This is a genomic window from Klebsiella sp. MBT K-1, assembly GCF_002556465.1.
Taxonomy (GTDB): domain Bacteria; phylum Pseudomonadota; class Gammaproteobacteria; order Enterobacterales; family Enterobacteriaceae; genus Klebsiella; species Klebsiella grimontii.
This window is the reverse complement of record NZ_PDEL01000012.1, coordinates 143,914-166,880: the sequence shown is the minus strand read 5'-3', so window position 1 is coordinate 166,880 and position 22,967 is coordinate 143,914. Positions and strand designations below refer to the sequence as shown.

At 57.5% G+C, this 22,967-nt stretch carries 21 protein-coding genes; 8 read left to right on the top strand and 13 right to left on the bottom strand.

What is annotated here, in order from left to right; genetic code table 11:
* Position 1: 1 nt before the first annotated feature.
* The 3 genes from CMQ96_RS19180 to CMQ96_RS19170 all read right to left on the bottom strand — a co-directional run bounded on the left by CMQ96_RS19180 (position 2) and on the right by CMQ96_RS19170 (position 3,955).
* Positions 2–1,012, bottom strand: coding sequence for an ABC transporter ATP-binding protein (locus tag CMQ96_RS19180; protein ID WP_064342614.1), 1,011 nt, complete (start codon positions 1,010–1,012; stop codon positions 2–4).
* A gap of 19 nt (positions 1,013–1,031) precedes the next feature.
* Positions 1,032–2,177: a putative ABC transporter substrate-binding protein YdcS gene (gene ydcS / locus CMQ96_RS19175; RefSeq protein ID WP_098067172.1), complete on the bottom strand. Its 1,146-nt coding sequence runs from the start codon at positions 2,175–2,177 to the stop codon at positions 1,032–1,034.
* 365 nt (positions 2,178–2,542) lie between these two features.
* Positions 2,543–3,955 (bottom strand): PLP-dependent aminotransferase family protein, encoded by a 1,413-nt coding sequence (locus tag CMQ96_RS19170; RefSeq protein WP_049087246.1) that lies wholly within the window; start codon positions 3,953–3,955, stop codon positions 2,543–2,545.
* A 323-nt stretch (positions 3,956–4,278) separates the two neighbouring features.
* Between CMQ96_RS19170 and CMQ96_RS19165 the strand changes: the two genes are divergently transcribed.
* The 4 genes from CMQ96_RS19165 (at position 4,279) to CMQ96_RS19150 (ending at position 7,213) form a co-directional block, all read left to right on the top strand.
* Positions 4,279–5,676 (top strand): cytochrome ubiquinol oxidase subunit I, encoded by a 1,398-nt coding sequence (locus CMQ96_RS19165; protein WP_098067171.1) that lies wholly within the window; start codon positions 4,279–4,281, stop codon positions 5,674–5,676.
* The gene (gene cydB, locus CMQ96_RS19160) at positions 5,676–6,686 is read left to right on the top strand and encodes a cytochrome d ubiquinol oxidase subunit II (protein ID WP_024358272.1); all 1,011 of its coding nucleotides are present in this window, start codon (positions 5,676–5,678) and stop codon (positions 6,684–6,686) included. Before CMQ96_RS19165 ends, cydB begins: the two co-directional genes overlap by 1 nt.
* The gene (locus tag CMQ96_RS19155; protein WP_064510575.1) at positions 6,686–6,811 is read left to right on the top strand and encodes a DUF2474 domain-containing protein; all 126 of its coding nucleotides are present in this window, start codon (positions 6,686–6,688) and stop codon (positions 6,809–6,811) included. Before cydB ends, CMQ96_RS19155 begins: the two co-directional genes overlap by 1 nt.
* Before the next feature lie 168 nt (positions 6,812–6,979).
* Positions 6,980–7,213, top strand: a complete 234-nt coding sequence (locus CMQ96_RS19150; protein WP_004138937.1) for a DUF2554 family protein — start codon at positions 6,980–6,982, stop codon at positions 7,211–7,213.
* 11 nt (positions 7,214–7,224) lie between these two features.
* On the opposite strand, the gene CMQ96_RS19145 is transcribed toward CMQ96_RS19150, so the two are convergent.
* From CMQ96_RS19145 to CMQ96_RS19135, 3 genes are all read right to left on the bottom strand, one after another.
* Positions 7,225–9,189, bottom strand: coding sequence for a U32 family peptidase (locus CMQ96_RS19145; RefSeq protein WP_098067170.1), 1,965 nt, complete (start codon positions 9,187–9,189; stop codon positions 7,225–7,227).
* Positions 9,190–9,437: 248 nt separating this feature from the next.
* Entirely contained in the window at positions 9,438–9,974 is a 537-nt protein-coding gene (locus CMQ96_RS19140; RefSeq protein ID WP_049085274.1) for a helix-turn-helix domain-containing protein, read from the bottom strand.
* Positions 9,975–10,068: 94 nt separating this feature from the next.
* On the bottom strand, positions 10,069–10,494 hold the full coding sequence (locus tag CMQ96_RS19135) for a GNAT family N-acetyltransferase (RefSeq protein ID WP_004138943.1): 426 nt from the start codon (positions 10,492–10,494) through the stop codon (positions 10,069–10,071).
* Positions 10,495–10,686: 192 nt separating this feature from the next.
* Here CMQ96_RS19135 and CMQ96_RS19130 point away from each other — a divergent pair, with 192 nt between their 5' ends.
* Positions 10,687–11,853, top strand: coding sequence for a benzoate/H(+) symporter BenE family transporter (locus tag CMQ96_RS19130; protein WP_098067169.1), 1,167 nt, complete (start codon positions 10,687–10,689; stop codon positions 11,851–11,853).
* On the opposite strand, the gene CMQ96_RS19125 is transcribed toward CMQ96_RS19130, so the two are convergent.
* Entirely contained in the window at positions 11,833–12,699 is an 867-nt protein-coding gene (locus CMQ96_RS19125; protein WP_064371734.1) for a helix-turn-helix domain-containing protein, read from the bottom strand. The two genes, CMQ96_RS19130 and CMQ96_RS19125, sit on opposite strands and share 21 nt — an antisense overlap.
* 183 nt (positions 12,700–12,882) lie before the next feature.
* On the opposite strand from CMQ96_RS19125, the gene CMQ96_RS19120 reads away from it, so the two are divergent.
* Positions 12,883–13,791, top strand: a complete 909-nt coding sequence (locus CMQ96_RS19120) for a DMT family transporter (RefSeq protein WP_098067168.1) — start codon at positions 12,883–12,885, stop codon at positions 13,789–13,791.
* Positions 13,792–13,879: 88 nt separating this feature from the next.
* Here the strand turns inward: CMQ96_RS19120 and CMQ96_RS19115 are convergent, their stop codons facing one another.
* Complete coding sequence (locus CMQ96_RS19115) at positions 13,880–14,548, bottom strand: DUF3313 domain-containing protein (protein WP_024358276.1); 669 nt, start codon at positions 14,546–14,548, stop codon at positions 13,880–13,882.
* Positions 14,549–14,686: 138 nt separating this feature from the next.
* The gene (locus CMQ96_RS19110; protein WP_176518994.1) at positions 14,687–16,279 is read right to left on the bottom strand and encodes an ABC transporter substrate-binding protein; all 1,593 of its coding nucleotides are present in this window, start codon (positions 16,277–16,279) and stop codon (positions 14,687–14,689) included.
* A gap of 113 nt (positions 16,280–16,392) precedes the next feature.
* Here CMQ96_RS19110 and pepT point away from each other — a divergent pair, with 113 nt between their 5' ends.
* Positions 16,393–17,622 carry a peptidase T gene (gene pepT, locus CMQ96_RS19105; RefSeq protein WP_004138953.1) on the top strand — a complete coding sequence of 410 codons (1,230 nt, stop codon included), beginning with the start codon at positions 16,393–16,395 and terminating at the stop codon, positions 17,620–17,622.
* On the opposite strand, the gene tehB is transcribed toward pepT, so the two are convergent.
* Positions 17,619–18,215 (bottom strand): tellurite resistance methyltransferase TehB, encoded by a 597-nt coding sequence (gene tehB, locus CMQ96_RS19100; RefSeq protein ID WP_004138955.1) that lies wholly within the window; start codon positions 18,213–18,215, stop codon positions 17,619–17,621. The genes pepT and tehB overlap by 4 nt on opposite strands.
* A 2-nt stretch (positions 18,216–18,217) precedes the next feature.
* Positions 18,218–19,216 (bottom strand): dicarboxylate transporter/tellurite-resistance protein TehA, encoded by a 999-nt coding sequence (gene tehA, locus CMQ96_RS19095; RefSeq protein ID WP_082237206.1) that lies wholly within the window; start codon positions 19,214–19,216, stop codon positions 18,218–18,220.
* Positions 19,217–19,326: 110 nt separating this feature from the next.
* Here tehA and ydcK point away from each other — a divergent pair, with 110 nt between their 5' ends.
* Positions 19,327–20,307 (top strand): YdcK family protein, encoded by a 981-nt coding sequence (gene ydcK / locus CMQ96_RS19090; protein WP_004138962.1) that lies wholly within the window; start codon positions 19,327–19,329, stop codon positions 20,305–20,307.
* A gap of 95 nt (positions 20,308–20,402) precedes the next feature.
* Here ydcK and rimL read toward each other — a convergent pair whose 3' ends face one another.
* Positions 20,403–20,987: a 50S ribosomal protein L7/L12-serine acetyltransferase gene (gene rimL, locus CMQ96_RS19085; protein ID WP_004138964.1), complete on the bottom strand. Its 585-nt coding sequence runs from the start codon at positions 20,985–20,987 to the stop codon at positions 20,403–20,405.
* Positions 20,988–21,062: 75 nt separating this feature from the next.
* Entirely contained in the window at positions 21,063–22,718 is a 1,656-nt protein-coding gene (locus tag CMQ96_RS19080; RefSeq protein WP_049086041.1) for a glucan biosynthesis protein D, read from the bottom strand.
* Between the last annotated feature and the right edge of the window lie 249 nt (positions 22,719–22,967).

The following is a 22,967-nucleotide window of genomic DNA, read 5'->3' as shown; positions in this document are numbered from 1 at the left end:
ATCAGCCCCCGCTCTCCAGCGGCACCATCGCCGCGCGCGACCACGAAGCCAGCACCGTTTGCCCCACCGGCGGCGCGTTTAACGCGGCGTGACCATCAACGTTCGCCTGGCTCACCAGCAGCTTCCCGCCATCGGCCAGCTTGAGTTCGACCCGGGTCGCGGCCCCCTGATACTGTACCGCCTGCACCACGCCCGCAATCTGGATCTCGCCGGCGGCATTCAGGCGAATATGCTCCGGACGCAGCGACCAGGATCCCGCCATCGCGCAGAGCTTGTGCGCCCGTTCTCCGCTGAACACGTTGGCCGTACCGACAAAGCCAGCCACAAACGCCGTTTTCGGCCGCAGATAGAGGTCCTGGGGCGCATCAATCTGTTCGATTCGCCCGTTATTAAACACCGCCACGCGATCGGACATCGACAGCGCTTCCCCCTGGTCATGGGTCACAAAAATAAAGGTGATGCCCAGCGCCTGCTGCAGTTTTTTCAGCTCCAGCTGCATCTGTTCACGCAGTTTTAAATCCAGCGCGCCGAGCGGCTCATCCAGCAGCAGGACCCGCGGCTGATTTACCAGCGCGCGGGCGATCGCCACCCGCTGGCGTTGGCCGCCGGAAAGCTGCGATGGCCTGCGCGCGTGCACAAACGCGAGCGCGACCCTCTCCAGCGCCTCCATCGCGCGGGCGTGCCGCTCCTTTTTGCCGATCCCTTTGACCATCAGCCCGTAGGCGACGTTATCGAGCACCGACATATGCGGAAACAGCGCGTAATCCTGAAAAACGGTATTGACGTCGCGCTGCCACGGCGGCAGCTCGCTGGCCGGTTTATTAAAAATGCGAATCGCGCCGCCAGAGAGCTGTTCAAACCCGGCAATCAGGCGCAGGCAGGTGGTTTTGCCGGAGCCGGAGGGCCCCAACATGGAGAAAAACTCACCGTCGCGAATGGCGATGCTGACGCCATCCACCGCCCGTACGTCGCCGTACAGCCGCGAAACATTATCGAACTCTACCGCGTGCATATTGTTCGCCTCCGGCCACTTAACGACCGCCCATAATCGCGATGTAGTCCTGGGTCCAGCGGCTGTAGGGCACGAATTTCCCGCCTTCCGCGACCGGCGTTTTCCAGAACGCGATTTTGGAGAACTCGTTGTAGCCGTTGGTCTCGCAGCCCTTATCTCCCAGTAGCGTACTGGCTTTACACCCTGCTGGAACCACCGGCAGCGAACCAAACCAGGCGGCGACATCGCCCTGGACTTTCGGCGTCAGTGACCAGTTCATCCATTTATAGGCGCAGACCGGATGTTTGGCGTCGCTATGCAGCATGGTGGTATCCGCCCAGCCGGTGACGCCCTCTTTCGGGAAAACGGTGGCAATCGGCTGGCCTTCCGCTTTCAGGCCGTTGGCCTGATACGGCCAGGCGCTGGAGGCCACGACGCCTTCGTTTTTAAAATCACTCATCTGTACGGTGGTATCGTGCCAGTAGCGATGAATCAGGGCGTGCTGATCGCGCAGAACTTTGAGTACCGCCCGATATTGCGCTTCAGTGAGCTGATAGGGATCGGTGATGCCGAGCTGCGGCTGAGTGGCTTTGACAAACAGCGCAGCGTCGGCAATATAGATCGGCCCGTCATAGGCCTGCACCCGGCCCAGGTTGGTTTTGCCGTCCGGCAGGTTTTGTTTGACGAACACCGCGCTCCAGCTATCCGGCGGCGTCGGGAAGGTTTTCGTGTTGTACATCAGCAGGTTCGGCCCCCACTGGTACGGAGTGCCGTAAACCTTACCGTTGACGTTGAACCACGCGCCTTTTTCCACCCGCGGGTCGAGGGACTTCCAGTTGGCGATCAGCGCGGTGTTAATCGGCTGTACGCGTTTGCCCATAATCAGGCGCAACGAAGCGTCGCCGGAGGCGGTGACCAGGTCATAACCGCCTTTCGCCATCAGGCTGACCATCTCGTCGGATGTGGCGGCGGTTTTAACATTGACCTGACAGCCTGACTCTTTTTCAAACTGGCTGACCCAGTCGTAGCTTTTATCGGTCTGTCCCCGTTCGATGTATCCCGGCCAGGCGATAATATCGAGACGGCCTTCGCCTTTATCGAGAGAAGTCGGCGGCTCGGCGCCCTGCGCCGTCAGGAAAACCATACCCAGCACGCATAGGCTGCCACGGGCAATTTTATTGCTCATCGGGTCTTACTCCTGTCACAAGAAAATGAGCGGCAGCCGTGCCGTAAAAATATCTCCCTTAATAACAGTAGACGGCGCGCTATGGCCCCCCGGGGAAATTTATTCAGGTTGTGACAAGGGGCGCATTACGCAAAAAACGAGATTCACGCGATAACTTTATGGATTATAGACAAGGAGTTAGCGAGATAATACGACTATGCAAATTTCCTATGGCTCGTGCCGGTAAAATAATAACCGGCATGATACCTGAGAGCCTTCCGTGGCTTATTTTTCGGCAGCGGATAATTGCCGGATATAAACAGAACCGCAGCGTGGTGCCCTCCCTTTTAACCGCTGCCGCGCATGCCTGACGGGCGCAGTTTTAGTCAGGTCAGCATCTCGCGAATCAGTTCGCCCAGCCGTTTAACCCCCTGTTCTTCTTTTTCGCCCCAGCCCCAGGCGGTATTAAAGCGGAAAAATGCGGTCCAGCTGGCGGTGGTGGAAAACATTTTCCCCGGCGCAATGCTGATGTTATACGCCAGCGCGCGGGCGCTCAGCTCCCCCGCATCGCTCCCGGCGGGGAGCTCAAGCCAGAGAAAATAGCCGCTATCGCTATGATGAATTTTCACCTCTGCCGGAAGATGACGCAGCAGCGCCTGCCAGGCCAGCTGCTTGCGCTCGGCAAGCTGGCGGCGCAAACGCCGCAAATGGGCGTCATAGCGCTTGGTCGAGAGGTAATCCACCAGCGCCAGCTGCATTGGCGAACTGGTAGAGAGGGTGCTCATCAGCTGTAGCTGCTGAATACGTCGGGCGTGCTTACCCGCCGCCACCCAGCCGATACGGAATCCGGGGACCAGACATTTGGAGAAGGAGCTGCAGTGCAGCGTCATATCGTCGCGATCCCAGTACTTTGCCGGCAGCGGTTTCTCACGGCCAAAGTAGAGCTCGCTGTACACATCATCTTCAATCAGCATCACGTTATAGCGCGCCAGCAGCGCCACCAGCCGCGCTTTTTTCCCCGCGCTGAGGGTAAAACCGAGCGGGTTTTGCCCGTTGGTCATCAGCCAGCAGGCTTTAACCGGATAGTTCTGCAATGCCTGCTCCAGCGCGTCGAGATCAATCCCCTCTTTGACGTCGGTCGCCACCGACAGCGCCTTGAGGCGCAGCCTCTCCAGCGCCTGCAGCGCCCCGTAGAAGCAGGGGTTTTCCACCACCACCCAATCGCCGGGTTCGGTGACGGCCTGCAGGCTAAGGTTTAACGCCTCCAGCGCCCCGGCGGTAATGACGATTTCATCCGGCGAGATATTCATTCCCTGCAGCGCGTAGCGTCGGGCAATGGCGTGGCGAAGTTCATCATTCCCCGGCGGCAGATTTTCAATCACGCTCATGGCGGTAGCGGTTTTGCTCACCTGCGCCAGCGATCGGTTGAGCTGCGGCAGCGGGAACAGGCGCGGGTCGGGAAACGCGGAGGCAAAGGGCAGCATCGATGCCTGACGGCTGGCCTGCAGCACCTCGAAAATGTAGGTATTGATATCCACCGCCTCATCACGCGTTACCTGCGCAGGCGGAGCGGGCTGACGCGGTTTAGTGGGCTGCGGCGCGACATAATAGCCGGACTGCGGGCGGGCGATGATACGTCCCTGGCTCTCCAGCAGCTGATAGGCGTGGCTGACGGTCATAAAACTCATTCCGCTGCTTACCACCTGTTCGCGCAGCGAGGGCAGCCTGTCGCCGGGTAACCACACCCCAAGCGCGATCTGTTCGGTAATCTGCTGCGCCAGCCGCTGGTACTTTTTCATTAGTCGATCCGTGTTGCGATTCGTAGGGTCAATAATATATCAGATGAGAAATGATGGTGGTTTATAAAAACTGTTATGGTGTGTAGTGAAATAACACATTCCCGGAGGCGGCGCTGACGCGCCTGTCCGGGTTACCGCCCCGCAGACGGCGAGCCCGTAGCCCGGCTAAGCGCAGCGCAGGCCGGGAGAGCGCCATTCTGCGTTTTGCCAAAATGTCATAACAGACCCCAACTGTTATAGGGAAAAACAGCGTTTCTGTTCCTGCAACCCGTTATCAACGAAGCCTAGAATTGCGCTGAATCAATTTTGTTGCGGAGCTCTGCATGTTCGGTCTTGATGCATTTCACCTGGCGCGGATCCAGTTCGCTTTCACCGTGTCATTTCATATTATCTTCCCCGCCATTACCATCGGATTAGCCAGCTACCTGGCGGTACTCGAAGGCTTATGGTTAAAAACGAAAAACCCGACCTGGCGCTCGCTGTACCACTTCTGGTCGAAAATATTCGCCGTCAACTTCGGTATGGGGGTGGTCTCCGGCCTGGTGATGGCCTACCAGTTTGGCACCAACTGGAGCGGGTTCTCCGAGTTTGCCGGGAGCATTACCGGCCCGCTGCTGACCTATGAAGTCCTGACCGCCTTCTTCCTGGAAGCCGGATTCCTCGGCGTCATGCTATTCGGCTGGAACCGCGTCGGGCCGGGCCTGCACTTCTTCGCCACCTGTATGGTCGCGCTGGGGACGATTATCTCCACCTTCTGGATCCTCGCCTCCAATAGCTGGATGCAAACGCCGCAGGGGTTTGAGATCGTCAATGGCCAGGTGGTGCCGGTGGACTGGTTCGCGGTGATCTTTAACCCGTCATTCCCCTACCGCCTGCTGCATATGTCGGTGGCGGCCTTTCTCAGCAGCGCGCTGTTCGTCGGCGCCTCGGCAGCCTGGCACCTGCTGCGGGGCAACAATACGCCCGCCGTTCGCGCGATGTTCTCCATGGCGCTGTGGATGACGCTGATTGTCGCCCCCATTCAGGCCATGATTGGCGATATGCACGGGCTGAATACGCTCAAGCACCAGCCGGCGAAGATCGCGGCGATTGAAGGCCACTGGGAAAATATCCCCGGTGAGCCCACCCCGCTGCTGCTGTTCGGCTGGCCGGATATGCAGCAGGAGCGTACCCGCTATGGTCTGGAAATCCCGGTCCTCGGCAGCCTGATCCTCACCCACAGCCTGGATAAACAGGTGCCCGCGCTGAAGGAGTTCGCCGCGGAAGATCGGCCTAACGCCACCATCGTATTCTGGTCCTTCCGCCTGATGGCCGGGCTAGGGATGCTGATGATCCTGCTCGGCGCGCTGGCGCTGTGGCTGCGCTATCACGGCCGCCTGTATCGTTCCAGACCCTTTTTACGCTTTGCGCTGTGGATGGGGCCATCGGGACTTATCGCTATCCTCGCGGGCTGGGTGACCACCGAGGTGGGCCGCCAGCCGTGGGTTGTCTACGGGGTACAACGCACCGCGGATGCCGTCTCGGCGCACGGCGACCTGCATATGTCGATCAGTCTGCTGACGTTTATCGTCGTCTACGGTTCGGTATTCGGCGTCGGCTATAGCTATATGCTGCGTCTGATTCGCAAAGGGCCGCAGGAAGCGCAGCCGCCCGCGTCAGGGACGCCAGCGCGCCCCCTTTCCGCCGCTACCGATCATGCACAGCAGAAGGAGTCCTGGTAATGGGTATCGATTTATCGGTTATTTGGTTTGTGATTATCGTCTTCGCCACCCTGATGTATATCGTGATGGACGGCTTCGATCTGGGCATCGGCATTTTATTTGCTACCACGCGGGACGCTTCCGACCGCGACGTCATGGTGAACAGCGTCGCGCCGGTCTGGGATGGCAACGAGACCTGGCTGGTACTCGGCGGCGCGGGCCTGTTCGGCGCGTTTCCGCTGGCCTATGCGGTGATTATCGACGCGCTGGCGATCCCGCTCACCCTGATGCTGATCGGGCTTATTTTCCGCGGCGTCGCCTTTGAATTCCGCTTTAACGCGACGCCATCGCACCGCCCGTTCTGGGATCGCGCCTTTATGGGCGGGTCGATTCTGGCCACCTTCACCCAGGGGATGGTCGTCGGGGCGGTGATCAACGGCTTCGCGGTCAGCGGCCGCAGCTTCAGCGGCGGAATGTTTGACTGGTTGACGCCGTTTACCCTGTTCTGCGGCCTGGGGTTGTGCATTGCCTATGCGCTACTGGGGGCCAGCTGGCTGGTGATGAAGAGCGAGAATGCGCTGCACCACAATATGCGCGTCACCGCGCGCGGTTTGCTGCTGGCGCTGCTGGCGGCAATCGTCGCCATCAGTATCTGGACGCCGCTGGCGCAGCCGGCCATCGCCGAGCGCTGGTTTAGCTTGCCTAACCTGTTCTTCCTGCTGCCGGTGCCTCTGCTGGTCGCGGCGATAAGCGCCTGGCTATGGCGAGCGCTTCGCAACAGCGCCAGCCACCTGCTACCGTTCGTTCTTACGCTGGGGCTGATCTTTCTCGGCTTTAGCGGACTGGGGATCAGTATCTGGCCGCATATTATTCCGCCGGGCATTACCCTCTGGCAGGCCGCCGCGCCGCCGCAAAGTCAGGGCTTTATGCTGGTCGGCGCGCTGCTGATTCTGCCGGTGATCCTCGGCTATACCTTCTGGAGCTACTACGTTTTTCGCGGCAAAGTTCAACACGGCGAGGGGTATCACTGATGCAACGAGTATGGCTTAAGCGGACATTATGGATGGTCGCCCTATGGGGAGGCAGCGTGCTGGCGCTGGCGGCGGTGAGCATGGGATTTCGGCTGCTGATGACGGCCGCCGGATTGAAATCGTGATCGCGCGCGTATCGTTGTGAGTTCGGCCCGACGGCACGCCGTCGGGCTTTTTTTCGCCCTCCGTCAGCTGCCGCTGACAAAGGCTTTTCTCTTCTTTGATAACCGCAGAGATAAACTCAACCCATTCCGGGCATAGTAACCCCATTCGCCGATAGCATGGAAAAAGAGATGTTCAGGAGAAGCGTTTCGACGTTACTGCTGGTATGCGCCCTGTTTTCCGGGCACGTGCTGGCCCGCAAACAAGGGCACGATTTCTTCCCGGTACAGAGTCTCGAACAGCAGTTACAGCACGAGGCCGATAGCGATGAACTGCGCAGCCAGGCGGAAGAAGCCGCCTCCGACCTGCGCGAACATCACCGCTGGCAGAATGCGCGAAAACCGAAAATGCATCACTACCAGTAGCGATTTCGTTATCAGGCGCCCTTGCGTTTCGGCAGCGTTTTCATCAGCTCATCGGGGCTCACGGACGCCACGATGCTGCCCGGCAGCGGCATTTTCAGAATATGATTTTTTATCTTACCAACCACGTGCATTTCGCACGGACGGCAATCGAACTTCAGCGTCAGCACTTCATCACCGTGGATAAGCTGCATCGGCGTCGCTTTCCAGCTCTTTATCGAGCCTTTGGCCTGTTTCGGACACAGGTTGAAGGCAAAGCGCAGGCAGTGCTTGGTAATCATCACCGGCACATCGCCCTTCTCTTCGTGGGCTTCATAGGCGGCGTCGATCAGCTGTACGCCGTAACGTTGATAAAACTCGCGCGCTTTGTGGTTGTAAACGTTAGCCAGAAACGACAGATGCGTTTCCGGATAGACCGGCGGCGGAACGGAAACCGGCTTGCGGCTGCCGCGCGCCACGGCCTTCAGACGGGCATCATCGAGCATTTCAGCCGTTTCACGGCGCAGCTGGTTGAGCAGGCTGTTTGGCACAAACAGCGCGCCCGGCAGGTTAATCTCGACCTTGCGCGAATAGTAAAGGGTCTGGCCAAGCTTCGCCACGCCATCGCGCAGGTTCGCCAGCGCTTTCTCCGCCTGGGTCGCCTCGGCAAACTCGCCGTCCAGCGTGTGGGTGACGCTGACGCCCTCTTCGCTGGTCATCGTCAGGACCAGCTGCTCCTGCCAGCCGCTCAGCTCGATATCGACGGCGATGCGGCGCTCGCTGGAGGTTTTCAGCAGCGCCTGCTGCCAGTTATGATCGAGGTTGCGGTTTAACGGCTGGTGCGGACGCACTTTGTATAAATCCGCGGGCATCTCATTCGGCCATACGCGATAGCGATTTTCGCCGGTTTTCTCCACCGTGTTGGCGCGAAAGCCGACGATTTCACGTTTAATCATCACGTTCAGGCCATCGCCGTTGGTCAGCGCTTCGCTCACTTCAACGTCGAGAAAATCTTTGCCGACTTTCAGGACTTCACCCACCGGCAGGCCAATAAACTTCGGTGAATCAAAAGCCCCAATGTCGCCTTTGCGCGCATTGACAAAATAGTCGGTGCTGCCGCGATGGAAGGTCTTGTCCGTCGACGGGACAAAGAAGTGTTCGGTCCGCCCCGACGAGGCGCGGGCCAGGTCGCCGCGATCGTCAATAATGGCGTCGAGCATCTGGCGATAGTGCGCGGTGATGTTCTTCACATAGCTCATATCTTTGTAGCGGCCTTCAATCTTGAAGGAGCGCACCCCGGCATCGATCAGCGCGGCCAGGTTGGCGGTCTGATCGTTGTCCTTCATCGACAGCAGATGCTTTTCGTACGCCACCACGCGGCCCTGGTCATCTTTCAGGGTATAGGGCAGACGGCAGGCCTGCGAGCAGTCGCCGCGGTTGGCGCTGCGCCCGGTCTGGGCATGGGAAATATTGCACTGCCCGGAATAGGCCACGCACAGCGCGCCGTGGATAAAGAATTCAATGGTCGCGTCGGTATTATCGTAAATCGCTTTGATCTGCTGAAGATTCAGCTCGCGGGCAAGCACGATTTGGCTGAAGCCGACGTCAGAGAGAAACTTCGCTTTCTCGACGCTGCGGATATCGCACTGGGTGCTGGCGTGCAGCTCTATCGGCGGAATATCCAGCTCCATCACCCCCATGTCCTGGACAATCAGCGCGTCCACGCCGGTTTCATACAGGTCGGTTATCAGGCGCTGCGCCGGTTCCAGTTCATCATCATGAAGAATAGTGTTCAGGGTCACGAACACTTTCGCGCCGTAGCGATGGGCAAACGGTACCAGGTCGGCGATATCGCTCAGGCTATTGCTGGCGTTGTGGCGCGCGCCAAAGCCCGGCCCGCCGATATAGACCGCATCCGCGCCGTGTAAAATCGCTTCACGGGCGATCCCGGCATCGCGGGCGGGACTCAGTAGTTCAAGATGATGGTTTTGCAGGCGCATACGCTCGTCGTTATCCATTATAGGGGGTCGAAATGGCGGCTATTGTAGTCAGAACTGGGCACAGACCAAAACATTTTCCATCGCCGCGGCGGGAGGAATTTTCAGTTTTTAGCAAAGCATTGAAGGAAAAGATATTTCCCAGAAAAAGCGCCTGAGGATAGAGTCATCACGTATTCCGGATTTTCCTCGTCACGTTGTGATTTGCTGTCTCAGTCATTTGCCTGGCCGCGAGTTTGCTCGCGGCTTTTTTATTTCTCTTTCGGATAGTGGATCAGCGAATGGAAATGGGCGGTCTGCGCCCCGCTATTGCGATAGGCGTGCGCTAAATCGCCGGCGAAGCGCCGCCCTTCACCGGGCTGCAGCGTCAGCCACGCCCCCTGCAGGCAAAGATCCAGCACGCCGCTAATCACCACCACATGTTCGATAACCCCTTGCTCATGTGGCGTTGACTCGCTCAGCGCGCCGGGGGCAAGGGTAATGGAGAAGTGGTCGAAACGCAGCACCGGGTCCCACGGGAAGAGCGGCGTCACCACCATGGCCTGCTGCTGGGGATCAAAAGCCGTCGGTTCGACGGCGTCATCGGCAACGATAAAGGCGGAAAACGGCACGTTAAGCCCGGTGGCGATTTTCCATAACGTCGCCACCGTCGGACTCGATTCGTTGCGTTCAATCTGGCCCAGCATCGCCTTCGACACGCCGGTCTCTTCCGCCAGGCGCGACAGGCTCCAGCCGCGCAGCTGACGCTGCGTTTTTAACGTTGCCGACAGGTGTTGCGCAATATCCATTCAACCTCCCAATCATCTCTGCGGGAATTATACGCGCATTCGTCTGATTCTACAGGGGCTAACCGAGTAGGCGTTTTCACAACCCTTCTGGCTTTCATGAGATAAGCGATTTTAAAAAGCGTTTTCTGACTTCTTTATAGCCGTTGTTCTGATAAAACTTATGCGCCTGTTCTCGTCGTTCGCTGCTGGAGAGTTCAATTTGGCTACAACCGCTGGCGGCAGCGATCCGTTCGGCTTCAGCCAGTAATATTCGCCCCACTCCCATGCCCCGGCACGACTCATCAATCACCAGCGCCGAAATTAGCCCCCAGCGTCCTTTTTCATGCATCGGTTCAATCAGGTTCACCACAATCACCCCGGATAAGCGTTCTTTTACCTCGGCAATCAACGCGTAGCGGCAGGGATTATATTCCCGTAATGAGGATTGCAGGTTGTCTAAATCTACCGAATAGCCGAGCTGTTGAAAAAGCACGAGCAGGCCGGGCGCATCGACCTCCTTCGCTGTTCTGGTCGTAACCATGGTGGCTTGTTTCCCTGGTGATTGATTTGCAGAGATATCTATTGCGTTTCGCTCGGTAATGTCAAGATCGGATAGCCTCGCTTGTTCTGTCCCACCCCGCCGTCCCCAGCGCAGAACCCAAACAAAGCCGGTTGTGCGCTATAGCGCACAATGCTAAATTACATCGACCGTTATAACGCACAAGGCACAACCATGCGCTCTTTTACTCTCCCTTTCCCGACCCTGCTGGCCGGCTTCGTTGCCGTACTGGTCGGCTACGCCAGCTCCGCGGCGATCATCTGGCAGGCCGCGGCGGCAGCGGGCGCCGATGCTTCGCAAATCGCGGGCTGGATGACCGCCTTAGGCCTGGGGATGGGCGTCAGTACGCTGGCGCTCACCCTGTGGCGGAAGGTGCCCATCCTGACCGCGTGGTCGACGCCAGGCGCCGCGCTGCTGGTCACCGGCCTGCAGGGGGTCACACTCTCCCAGGCGGTTGGCGTCTTTATTTTTGCCAACGCCTTAATCGTGCTTTGCGGCGTCACCGGCATCTTTGCCAGGCTAATGAAAATCATCCCTCATTCGCTGGCGGCGGCGATGCTGGCCGGGATTTTGCTGCGCTTCGGCATGCAGGCTTTCGCCAGCCTGCAGGGAAATTTGCTGCTCTGCGGCAGTATGTTCGCCGTCTGGTTGCTGTGCAAAGTCTGGCTTCCCCGCTTCGCGGTGGTGGCCGCCCTGCTGGCAGGCGGCGCGGTAGCCGGGTTTAGCGGAGAAGTGACAACGTCACAAATAGCTTTCAGCTTCGTCGCTCCGTCCTGGATTGCGCCTGAATTTACGCCAGCGCTGTTGCTCAGCGTCGGCGTGCCGTTTTTCCTCGTCACCATGGCGTCGCAAAACGCCCCCGGATTCGCCACCCTTCAGGCCTCGGGCTACCGGGTCCCGGTTTCGCCGCTGATTGTCGCCACCGGCGGCCTGGCGCTGCTGCTGTCGCCCTTTGGCGTCTACTCGATCTGCATCGCCGCGATAACGGCTGCGATTTGCCAGAGCCCGGAAGCCCATCCGGACCCGCAAAAGCGCTGGCTCGCGGCAGCGGCGGCGGGCGTTTTTTACCTGTTGGCGGGGATATTTGGCGGCTCTATCACCTCGCTGATGTCGGCGCTGCCGATGGCGTGGATCCAGATGCTTGCCGGGCTGGCGCTGCTCGGTACCATCAGCGGCAGTCTGTTTCAGGCGTTGAATCAGGAGAGTGAGCGCGATGCGGCGGTGGTGACTTTTCTGGTCACCGCCAGCGGCGTGACGCTGGGCGGTGTCGGTTCTGCATTTTGGGGACTGGCTCTCGGCGGCGTCAGCTACGTTTTGCTCTCAACGCTGCGCCGCGCGTAGCTGCGATGGCGTCAGGCCGGTGGCGCTTTTCACCCGGTTACTAAAGTGGCTGGCCGTACTAAACCCGCAGGCCATCGCAATATCGGTTAACGACATCTGGCTGCAGTAAATCAACTCCTGCGCTTTCACCATCCGGCGCTGCATCACGTACTGATGCGGCGCCATCTTCATCGACTGGCGAAACATCCGCGCAAAATGGTATTCGCTCAGCGCCGCTTCCTGCGCCAGATCGGCGAGAGTGAGCGGCCGATCCAGATGCTCCTCAATCCATGCCAGCAGATTGCGCAAGACGTGCGGCGCCAACCCGCCGGTCACCGTCGGTAGACGCCACTGGACGTTCGAATAGTGCTGAATCAGGTGAGTGAGCAGCAGCGTGCTGGCCGAACTCAACGTCAGCTGATTCGCCTGCTGCTGCCAGTCGTTGTCGAGAAGAAACTGGCGATAGACAGCGGTGATTTTGTCATCGCTGGAGAACGTTTTTTCCTGCAGCGTGAACGAGGCCGGGCTGCGATCCCAAATCTGCTCGCCTACCCGGCGCAGGTGTTCATCGGTGCAGTAAAGATGTACAAAAGAGAGATCGCCGCGGATATCCCAGGTGCTCTCATCGCCTTTTGGCATCAAGCAGAAACGGTCCGGCCCGCCGCCGTTTTTCCAGCCGTGGGGCGTTTTTTGGTAACTTTCGTAGCCATCGGCAATATACAGACTCAGGGTATGGTGGTCGCTTTGTACCGTAATAGTATCAAGATTGTTATACCATGCCGCCAGCTGAATACCGGAGTTGAGCTTCACCGTCTCGCGCAGCACGGCATTTTTTTGACGCAATGTTTCGAAAGTCCCGTAAGCCATAGCCCTTCACACTTCTGATTCCGCAGATCTCTAGTCTATGAAGAGTCGCTGGCAGATACCAGCATTCCCCCGCCGCTGGCTAAAAATAAGCGCAAGAATTTGCAAGTCGGCAACAAGCAGATGACAGCGCCGCGCGGTGCCAGGCCGCAGAATGATCGCGACAACACTCACAGGAGAGACATTTTGAACGCATTACTCTACGGGTTGGTCGTGGTTATCTGGGGCACGACATGGATTGCTATCTTTTTACAGCAGGGGCCGGTTGCCGCGCCGGTGTCCATTTTCTGGCGTTTTGCCGTCGCCAGCGTCGCGATGCTGACCATTTTGCTGGTTACCCGCCGCCTGCGCCCGTTGGCCGCGCGCGACCATGTCTTCTGTCTGCTGCAGGGCTGCTGCGTCTTCTGTTTTAATTTCTGGTGTTTCTATACCGCCGCCGCGTATATCAATACCGGCCTTGAGTCGGTGATATTCTCTATGGCGGTGCTGTTTAACGCGATCAACAGCTTTCTCTTCTATCGCCAGCAGCCTCCTGGGCGTTTCTGGCTGGCCGCCGCGCTGGGCCTGGCGGGGATCGTGACGCTATTCTGGGATGATTTATGGGCCAGCGGCCTGAACGCCTCGCTGCTGCTGGGTATCACCCTCAGCGCGCTGGGAACCTATGGCTTTTCACTCGGCAATATGCTCAGCATCCGCCACCAGCGCCGCGGCCTGGAGACCTTGACCACCAACAGCTGGGCCATGCTTTACGGCACCCTGGTCATGGGCGCTATCGCCCTGATACGTGGTGATAATTTTGCCCCGCAGTGGACGCTGAGCTATATGGGAGCGCTACTGTATCTGGCCGTTTTTGGCTCGGTGATAGCTTTTGGCGCCTACTTCACCCTGGTGGGGCGCATCGGCGCAGGGAAAGCGGCATACAGCACCCTGCTGTTTCCGCTCGTCGCCCTGACGATTTCCACCTTTTATGAAGGCTACGTCTGGCATAGTAACGCCGTGGCCGGGCTGGCGCTGATCCTGGTGGGAAATCTGGTGATGTTTGCGCGTCCGGAGCAGTGGCTGCTACGTCGCAGGCCGGCCCAGGTTCGCTCGTAACGGCGTGGACGCTGCGTTGAGGCTGAGGGTAAGCCAATAAAAAAGGCGCTATCAACGAATAGCGCCTTTACTTGACGACGCCCCTTGCTTAGCGGTTATTCGGATCGAATTTCACCGCGTCAATCGCCATATCGTCAATCACCTGCTTCAGCGTCTCGACGGTGAGCGGCGTATTTTCGTTGGACAAGTTTTTACCTTCGCCTTTACGGACCACTTTGATGACCGGCTTTTTGGTCGCCGCATCAATCAGTTCACCTTCGAAGTACAGGTTGGTATCCATAGTACGGTGACCGGTAGCCGCCTGGGTACCGGCGATAATCATCGCGACCGGGATCACTTCGTAGAACTGCAGGCCTTCTTTGCTGGAATCCACGCCGGTGATGGCGCCGCGGAAGATCAGGCTGCGCTTACCTGCGGTGGTGGCCAGCGGTTTACGCTCGGAAATCGCCTGTTTCATCTCTTTATTGGTGTAATTCAGGATGTCGCTGAGCGCCTTCTCGCCCACCTGAGTGGTCGGTTTCGGTACCGGGTAGTAGGTGATTGGATTATAAACAACGTTGTCATAGTTGCTCGGATTGTAATCCGGAGAAATCCAGCGCAGTTCCGGTTTGCCGGACGCCGAGGTGGTTTCTTTTAAGTTAGAGTAATCTTTTAAAAATCCCGAATATTGTTCCGGCTTAGCGATTTTTGATGAGCAGCCGGCCAATGCTAACAGGCCAGCGAGCGCGGCGACTTTAAAAAATAACTGAGTTCGCATATAGGTTAATCCCTGTGAATACCATTTTTGGTAAGAGTTATAGCAAATAACAGGGGTAAGTTTTGTGGCAAAAGTGGTGCTACGTCAAGTAGCACAATAAAATAAACCCGCCGTTGCTGGCGGGTTGTCTTTAGCTGTTTATTTAATATCAACCTGATAAAAAATATGCTTGCCAAAGGGATCAATTTCATAACCGGAGACGTTTTTACGTACCGGTTCGAATATTGTTGAGTGGGCAATCATCACGGCCGGCATCTGGTCATGCATCATCTGCTGCGCCTGAAGATAGAGCGCTTCGCGTTTTTGGCGATCGGTTATCGATTTTGCTTCGGCAATAATTTTATCAAACGGCTGATAGCACCATTTTGCCGAGTTAGACCCGCCATTCGCCGACTGGCAGGTAAATAATGGGCCAAAGAAGTTATCCGGGTCACCGGTGGCGGTGGTCCAGCCCATCAGCGCCGCCTGATGTTCGCCATCCTTCACCCGCTTTAAGTATTCACCCCACTCATAGGTTGTGATTTTAGTTTGCACGCCGATTTTCGCCCAGTCGGCCTGAATCATCTCGGCCATACGTTTGGCGTTCGGATTATAGGGCCGCTGCACCGGCATTGCCCACAGATCGATGCTAATTGGCCCCGCAACGCCTGACTCCGCCAGCAGCGCTTTGGCCTTCTGCGGGTCGTATTCATAATCCTTAAGCTGGCTATTCGCGCTCCATACGCCCGGCGGCAGCAGGTTTTTCGCCGCCGTACCGGTACCGTGGAACACCGCTTCAATGATCGCCGGTTTATTAATCGCCATCGCTAAGGCCTGGCGCACCTTAACGTTGTCCAGCGGCGCTTTTTGGGTGTTAAAAGCAAGAAAGCCGGTGTTAAGGCCCGCTTTGCTCATCAGGTTGATCGCCTTGTTCTCTTTCATTCGCGGCAGATCGGCCGGATTGGGGAACGGCATCACCTGACACTCATTTTTCTCCAGTTTGGCGTAACGTACCGAGGCATCCGGCGTGATGCTAAAGATGAGACGATCAATATGCGCCTTCCCCTGCCAGTATTCCGGGAACGCGGTGAAAAGAATACGGGAATCTTTTTGATATTGAGCGAGTTTGAAAGGACCGGTGCCAATCGGATCCATATCCACGCGCTCTGGCGTACCGGCTTTTAACATCGCATCGGCATATTCCGCTGATAAAATAGAGGCGAAATACCAGGCAAGATCGGCGACAAATGGCGCTTCGGCATGGGCCAGCGTGAAACGCACCGTATATTCATCGGGCTTATCAATTGCGGTAATTAACTGGCCAAATTCCAGGCTCTCAAAATTAGAATAATTACCGCTGGAGATATTGTGATAAGGGTGTTGAGGATCCTTTTGCCGCATAAACGAAAAAATAACGTCATCGGCATTAAAATCTCGGCTGGGTTTAAAATATTTATTGCTCTGGAATTTAACGCCTTTGCGTAAATGGAAAGTATAAACTTTGCCATCTTCGCTGACTTCCCAGCTTTCGGCGAGGCTCGGCACCAGTTCCGTGGTGCCGGATTTAAAATCGACCAGCCGGTTATAAACGGGCACCGCGCTGGCGTCCACGCTGGTCCCGGAGGTGTAGAGTTGAGGGTTAAAATTTTCCGGCGACCCTTCTGAACAGTAGACCAGCGTTTTTGCGCTAATGGCCGAGCTGGCCGTCAGGGCCGCTAACGCCAGAGCAAGCGTCGTGAATCTGCGTTGCATAGGTTTTCCTTTTTAATTTGTCAGCTAATGAATAGCTTGTTGTTTTCCCTTCCATACATAACACTAAAGACTGATTGCAAACACCTGAAAACTCGAATAAAGAAGGAATCACTATGTCATCAGCCCTGGCCAGTCAATTAACCCAACGCTTCTTTCGCTACCTGGCGATCACCAGCCAAAGCGACCCGCGAGCCGCGACTTTGCCCACCACCGCCGGGCAACACGCGATGGCGCGGGCCCTTGCGGATGAGCTACGCCAGCTGGGGCTGGATGAGATTGTGATCGACGAGCACGCTACCGTCACGGCGGTGAAAAGAGGCAATGTCGCAGACGCGCCGCGGATTGGCTTTATTACCCATATCGATACCGTTGACGTCGGGCTGTCGCCGGATATTCATCCACAAATCCTGCGTTTTACTGGTGAAGACCTCTGTTTGAACAGAGAAAAAGAGATCTGGCTGCGCGTCGCTGAGCATCCCGAAATCCTCGCTTATCCCGATGAAGAGATTATTTTTAGCGACGGTACCAGCGTGCTCGGGGCGGATAACAAATCCGCCGTGACGGTAGTGATGACGGTACTGGAGAACCTGACGCCAGAGCACCGCCACGGCGATATCGTGGTGGCGTTTGTGCCGGATGAGGAAGTGGGCCTGCGCGGTGCGAAAGCGCTGGATCTCTCGCGTTTTGCCGTCGATTTTGCCTGGACCATCGACTGCTGCGAGCTCGGGGAGATCGTCTATGAGAACTTTAACGCCGCCGCCGCGGAAATTCGCTTTACCGGCGTGACCGCCCACCCGATGTCGTCAAAAGGGGTGCTGGTGAATCCGCTGCTGATGGCCACCGATTACATGAGCCATTTCGATCGCCAGCAAACGCCGGAGCATACCGCCGGACGTGAGGGCTACGTGTGGTTTAACGGCATCCAGGGCGATCAGAACAGCACCCTGCTGCAGGCCAGCATTCGCGATTTCGACCTTGAAAGCTTTACTCGCCGTAAGCAGCAGATTGGCGAGGTGGCGCAGAAAATCGCCGCGCAGTATCCCACGGGCAATGTGGAATACCAGGTGAGCGATATTTACAGCAATATCAGCAACGCCGTTGGCGAAGACCGCCGCGCGATTGACCTGCTATTTGAAGCGATGGAAAGCTTGGGCATCACGCCAAAACCGACGCCGATGCGCGGCGGCACCGACGGCGCGGCCCTGTCGGCAAAAGGCATATTAACGCCCAATTTCTTTACCGGCGCGCACAACTTCCACTCAAAATTTGAGTTTCTGCCGCTGCGCGCCTTTGAGGCCTCTTATCAGACCGCGCTACAGCTCTGCCTGTTAGCGGCGCGTTAAGCCGGCTTGCGCGCCAGCATCGTGGCGAAACGCAGCTTAATCCGCTTACCGCTGGCGTCGGTGCGGTGGAGTTCACCGACGTCTTCGTTATATTTGAGCAACGCCCAGCCTGCATAATAGTTGCGCAGTTCTTCCGGTTTAAACGCGAACGGGAAACCAACGGTGCACGGAAAATCGTCGGTATCCATAGCCGCAACAATCAGATTGTAGCCGCCGGGACGGGTGCAGCGCTGCATGTTGGCAATCAGACCCGGTATAGTCTTCGCTTCCAGGAACATCATCACCACGGTCGAAAGAATAAAGTCATACTCGCCGTCAAAGCTGAGGGCGTTAAGGTCCTTAATCGCCGTCCGCAGATTCTCCAGCCCTTCCGCCTGACGAATACGTTCAAGATTGCTGATGCTGGCCGGATTTTTATCCCACGCGGTAACGTCAAACCCGTTGGCCGCCAGGTAGAGGCTATTGCGCCCGTTGCCGCAGCCCAGATCCAGCGCCTTGCCCGGCGCGATCAGCGTGGCGGCGTGCAGCACCTCGGAGTGGGTGCGGGTCATTCCGTATTTGTCGGTGAAGTAATTTTCGTCGCGAAGAGTCATGGTTAATCCTTGTTTTTTAATAACGTGTCGCGTTCGACGCGAATCAGCAGTTTACCGCGCATCAGCAGCAGGAAGGTACGAATCAGCAGCAGCCCAACGATCAGATTGGTAAAGAGAAACAGCGGGAGCGCGAGGATGTGGAAAAAGCCGTCCGGATGCTGATGACCGAGATGCAGGCCGGTGGTCGCCAGCGCGGAAACGCCGAACGAGAAGCTCCAGAACGAGGCGTTAAACGGCTGGCGCAGGTACCACGGCATCAGACGCAGCATAAACAGCAGCTGGAGCAGACCATAGCCGAACAGCAGCTTAGCAAAGGTATCCGCCTCGCCGCCGTTCACGCTCAGCCAGGCGCTGCACGCCACCAGCGCCGGAGCCAGCTGAATGCCGAGCGAGGTGCGTATGGCCATCGGCAGTTCGCCGTCGCTGCGCAGGCGTTGCAGAATCACCGGTTCAAGGCTAAGCCAGGAGAATAAGCCGGCGCCGAGAAACACCAGCCCGGCGTCGGTAAAGCCCAGCGCGCCGCAGGCCATAGCGCTGATAAAGTTGTTTGCCACCGTCGGCAGATAGAGGCCCGGGGTGGTCGCCTCGCTGGGATGGCTCCCCCGCCATAGCCCGGCGCTCTGCCAGGCCGCGTAGCTCAGTTGCAATACTACGCCAATGCTGAATAACACCAGAGACAGCGGACGCAGCCAGGGTACGAAACCGATAGCGACCAGCATCGTGGTGGCCGGAAACAGGCTGACAAAACTGCTGGCGACCGGATGGCGCATCTCCTGTAGTACGCTGTGCGGGAAACGGACTGCCCGGCCGATAAACGCCAGCGCCAGCAGCACCCAGACAACCGTCGCCGCGACCACCAGACCGTCGCCGACGATCCGGCTCACCGGCCAGATCGTGCTGGCGTAGCGCCAGGCGAAGCCCATGCCGATAAGACCCAGAACCATACCAAAATAGCCCGCCGGAAGATTCAGCACCCGGCTCGCGCCCTGCTTTTTATTCATTTTGTTTAAACTTTCAATTTATCTTAAGTTGCATTCTAAAAGAACCTTCAAAAACGCGCTACGGCGTTTTTTGCTATGTTTATGTTAACCATATGTAATGAGTAAGGCCGATGCGCAAATATTCCCTCAGCGAACAGGTTCGCCCGTTTCACTACCAGACAGACGGCATTAAACATAGCGTTAATCTGCGGCAAATTGTCGCCTTGCGAGATTTCGCCGATGTGAAAACCGGCGACGAAGGCGGCTGGATCGATGATGAGGCCGCCCTGAGCCACGACGGCGAGTGCTGGATTTATGACGCCAATAGCGCCGTTTTTGCCGGTGCGAAAATCGAGGGCAACGCGCGCTTAACCGGCGAGTGCATTATCAGCATGGGGGCGATCGTTAGCGATAATGCCCGACTGGATAGCGTACACGTTAGCCACTGTGCGCGATTAAGTGACAACGTCACCGCTTCGCATTCGCAGATTCGCGGTTATTGTCACCTGGCCGACAATGCGCGCATCCTCCCCCATTGTCATATTATCGCCGCCCGAGGCCTGACCGCCGACAATGATAAAATCCTGCGCATTTATCAGCGGGCGACGGTCAGCGCATCGCGAATCGTTCACCAGGCGCAAATTTACGGCGACGCCTTTGTCGAACACGCGTTTGTTGAGCATCGGGCGGAAATCTTCGACCAGGCGCGGCTGGAAGGCAACGATGAGAACGACGTCTGGGTCTGCGATAACGCCAGGGTATACGGGAACGCGAAGATTATCGCCGGTCGTGAAGAGGACGCCATCCCCACCCTGCGCTACAGTTCACAGGTGGCTGAGCACGCGGTGGTCGAAGGAAATTGCCTGCTGAAGCATCGGGTGATGGTCGGCGGGCATGCGCACCTGCGCGGCGGGCCGATCCTGCTTGACGATAGCGTGTTAATTGAAGGCCATGCGGTCATTTGCGGCGATGTGGTGATTGAACATCAGGTGACGATCGGCGATCGGGCGCGAATTGAGGCCAGCGCGGGCGACGCCATTTATATCCGCGGGGAGAAAGTGATAAACGGCGACGAGCATTTTACCCGCACGCCCATCGTCGGCTTTCTTTAACGCGTGGTTTATTATGCGCTCTGGTTCCCGGGGGCGGCGCTCAACGCGCCTTGCCCGGGCTGCATGTCCGGACGGCCTGTAGCCCGGGTAAGGCGTCAGCCGCGACCCGGGAACTGCTCAGAGCGACAATCAATAATGCGCCCGTAGATATTCTGGTCATCATACGAACCGTTCAGATACTCGGCCTGCTTCAGACACCCTTCGAGGGTGAAACCGTTACGCAGGGCGACCTGATTGCTTCTCTGGTTTGCTACCCGACATTTAATGACGAAGCGTCGGACCGTCCCGCTGCGGGCAAAAGAGTCCATCAGCGCCTGTAGCGCCTGAGAGAGCAGCCCCTGCCCCTGATGGCTCTCATCAATCCAGTAGCCGATGTAGGCGGTCTTATTGATCGGCTCAATCTGGTTAAACGACAGCACGCCGACGATCTCTTCCTGCAGAAAGAGCAAAAACATTTTGGCGTAGCCGCGCTGGTGCAGCATCACGTTGCCCTGCACGTGGCGGCGGGTTTCGTCTTCGTGACTCACGTCAGCGGGCCAGCTCAGCGATTGCTGGAGCCAGCGCTGGTTTTTCATCACCAATTGGTGCAGTTCCGTCACGTAGCGCTCATCCACCGCGCGCAGAGAGAGCGATGCGGTGACGGGAATGCGTTCGATCGAAGCGGTATTTTCGGCAGACATGGCGCACTCTGATTAATCGTCTGATAAAAAGAGAAACGCCCGCAGAGTCACCTCGGCGGGCGGAGTGACGGGCTATTACTTCATGACCCGGTCATCGACATAGTTGCGTTTATCCGGCGCTGGCGGGAAGTACTGATACAGCCAGGTTTCGCTGATCGCCTCCCCCTGACAGCGCAGGAACATGCGCATCTCGACGGGATCGGTCGAATCAGAGGTCGGGTACCAGTCAAACTGGATACGATAGCCATCAAACGGTTCCACGTAGAGAATCTCTATCTGCTTAGCTTCGCCGCTCGACAGGGTAATCACCGGCTCGATGCCTCTTGGCGCAGCGGCCTTCAGGTCTCCGCCGACAAAATCAATGGCAAAACGACGGGTCCATTTATCCGGGTAATGCTCACCCGGCGCCCAGCCTTCAGGGAAACCGCCCATGCCGGTACGCGTCGCCAGCACCCGCGCCAGCGGCGAACGGACCGGCGGCTGCGCGCTCCAGTAGAGACGATAGCGGAAGTCCAGTTCATCCCCGGCCTTCACCGGTTTCTCCGGCTGCCAGAAGCACACGATATTGTCCAGCGTTTCGCCGGTCGTCGGGATCTCCATCAGGTTGACGGCCCCTTTGCCCCACTGGTTGCGCGGCTCCACCCACAGGCTTGGGCGTTTGTTATACCAGCCCATAATGTCCTGATAGTGGGAGAAGTCACGGTCCAGCTGCAGCAGGCCAAAACCACGCGGATTTTTATCCTGGAAAGCGTTGAACTGCAGCTTCTGCGGGTTGTTCAGCGGACGGCACACCCATTCGCCGTTGCCCAGCCACATCGACAGGCGGTCGGAGTCGTGGATCTGCGGATGGATAGTGTCGCACATCCGCCGTTCGTTATTGCCGCAGCTGAACATACTGGTCATCGGCGCGATGCCCAGCTGTTTGATGTCTTTACGCGCGTAGATGTGGTTTTCCACATCCATAATCACCTGCGTCTCCTGACAGTTCACGACGAACTTATAGGCGCCGGTGACGCTTGGGCTGTCGAGCAGCGCATAGACGGTAAATACCGTCGCCCCCGGTTTAACGGTCTCAAACCAGAAAGAGGTGAAGTCAGGGAACTCTTCCGGCGTATCGGTAAAGGTATCGATCGCCAGGCCGCGGGCTGACAGTCCGTATTGATACGTGCTGTCCACCGCGCGGAAATAGCTCGCGCCGAGGAAGGCGACGATATCGCGACGCGCCAGCTCCGGCGCTTTAAATACGCGGAATCCGGCAAAGCCGAGATCGCTCTGGCCTTCCAGCTGTTTGGTGTCGACGCCGGCGTCATTATATTTAAACAGCTCAGGGCGGAAGTGAATTTCCCGCGCCTGCTGGGTTTGTGAATCCAGGGAGAACATCCGCACGCGGCGGCGGAACCCCATCCCCACGTGGAAGAACTGAATGTCCAGCTTGCGCTCTTCAATATTATTCCACAGCGAATGCGCAGCGTCGTACTGAATGCTGTTGTAGGCCTGGGGGGTCAGGTTTGCCAGGGTTGGCGGCAGATCGCGCGGCGCGCCGCCCCAGGGCTGACGCGCAAGATCGTGGGCCATCGACTGGAGTACGGAGTAGTCAAAGCGACGGGTCTGACCGTCGGCAATTCCTGAGTCCTCGGCGAATGCGGCTTTCGAGAATAGAGAGGCGACTCCTGACGTTCCGCATACGGCGGCAACAGCCATGGAGGATTTGAGAAAACGTCTGCGGTTCATGCCTGAGAGAGCATCCTTCTTCATATGTGAATTGAGACGCGACGTAACAAACCCATGCGTCGTGAATGTCGCTCACTCTAGACAAAAACGATTGATAATCCAATTGTTGACGGCAGAAATGCGTGAAAAAAATATGTCCACCGGACCAGACCGAATTGCCGATATCCACAGGGCGGCGATGATTCCGCCAGGCGGCGACGCTTCATACGAAATACAGCGCCAGCGAAACCTGAAGGGAAGCGGCCAGAC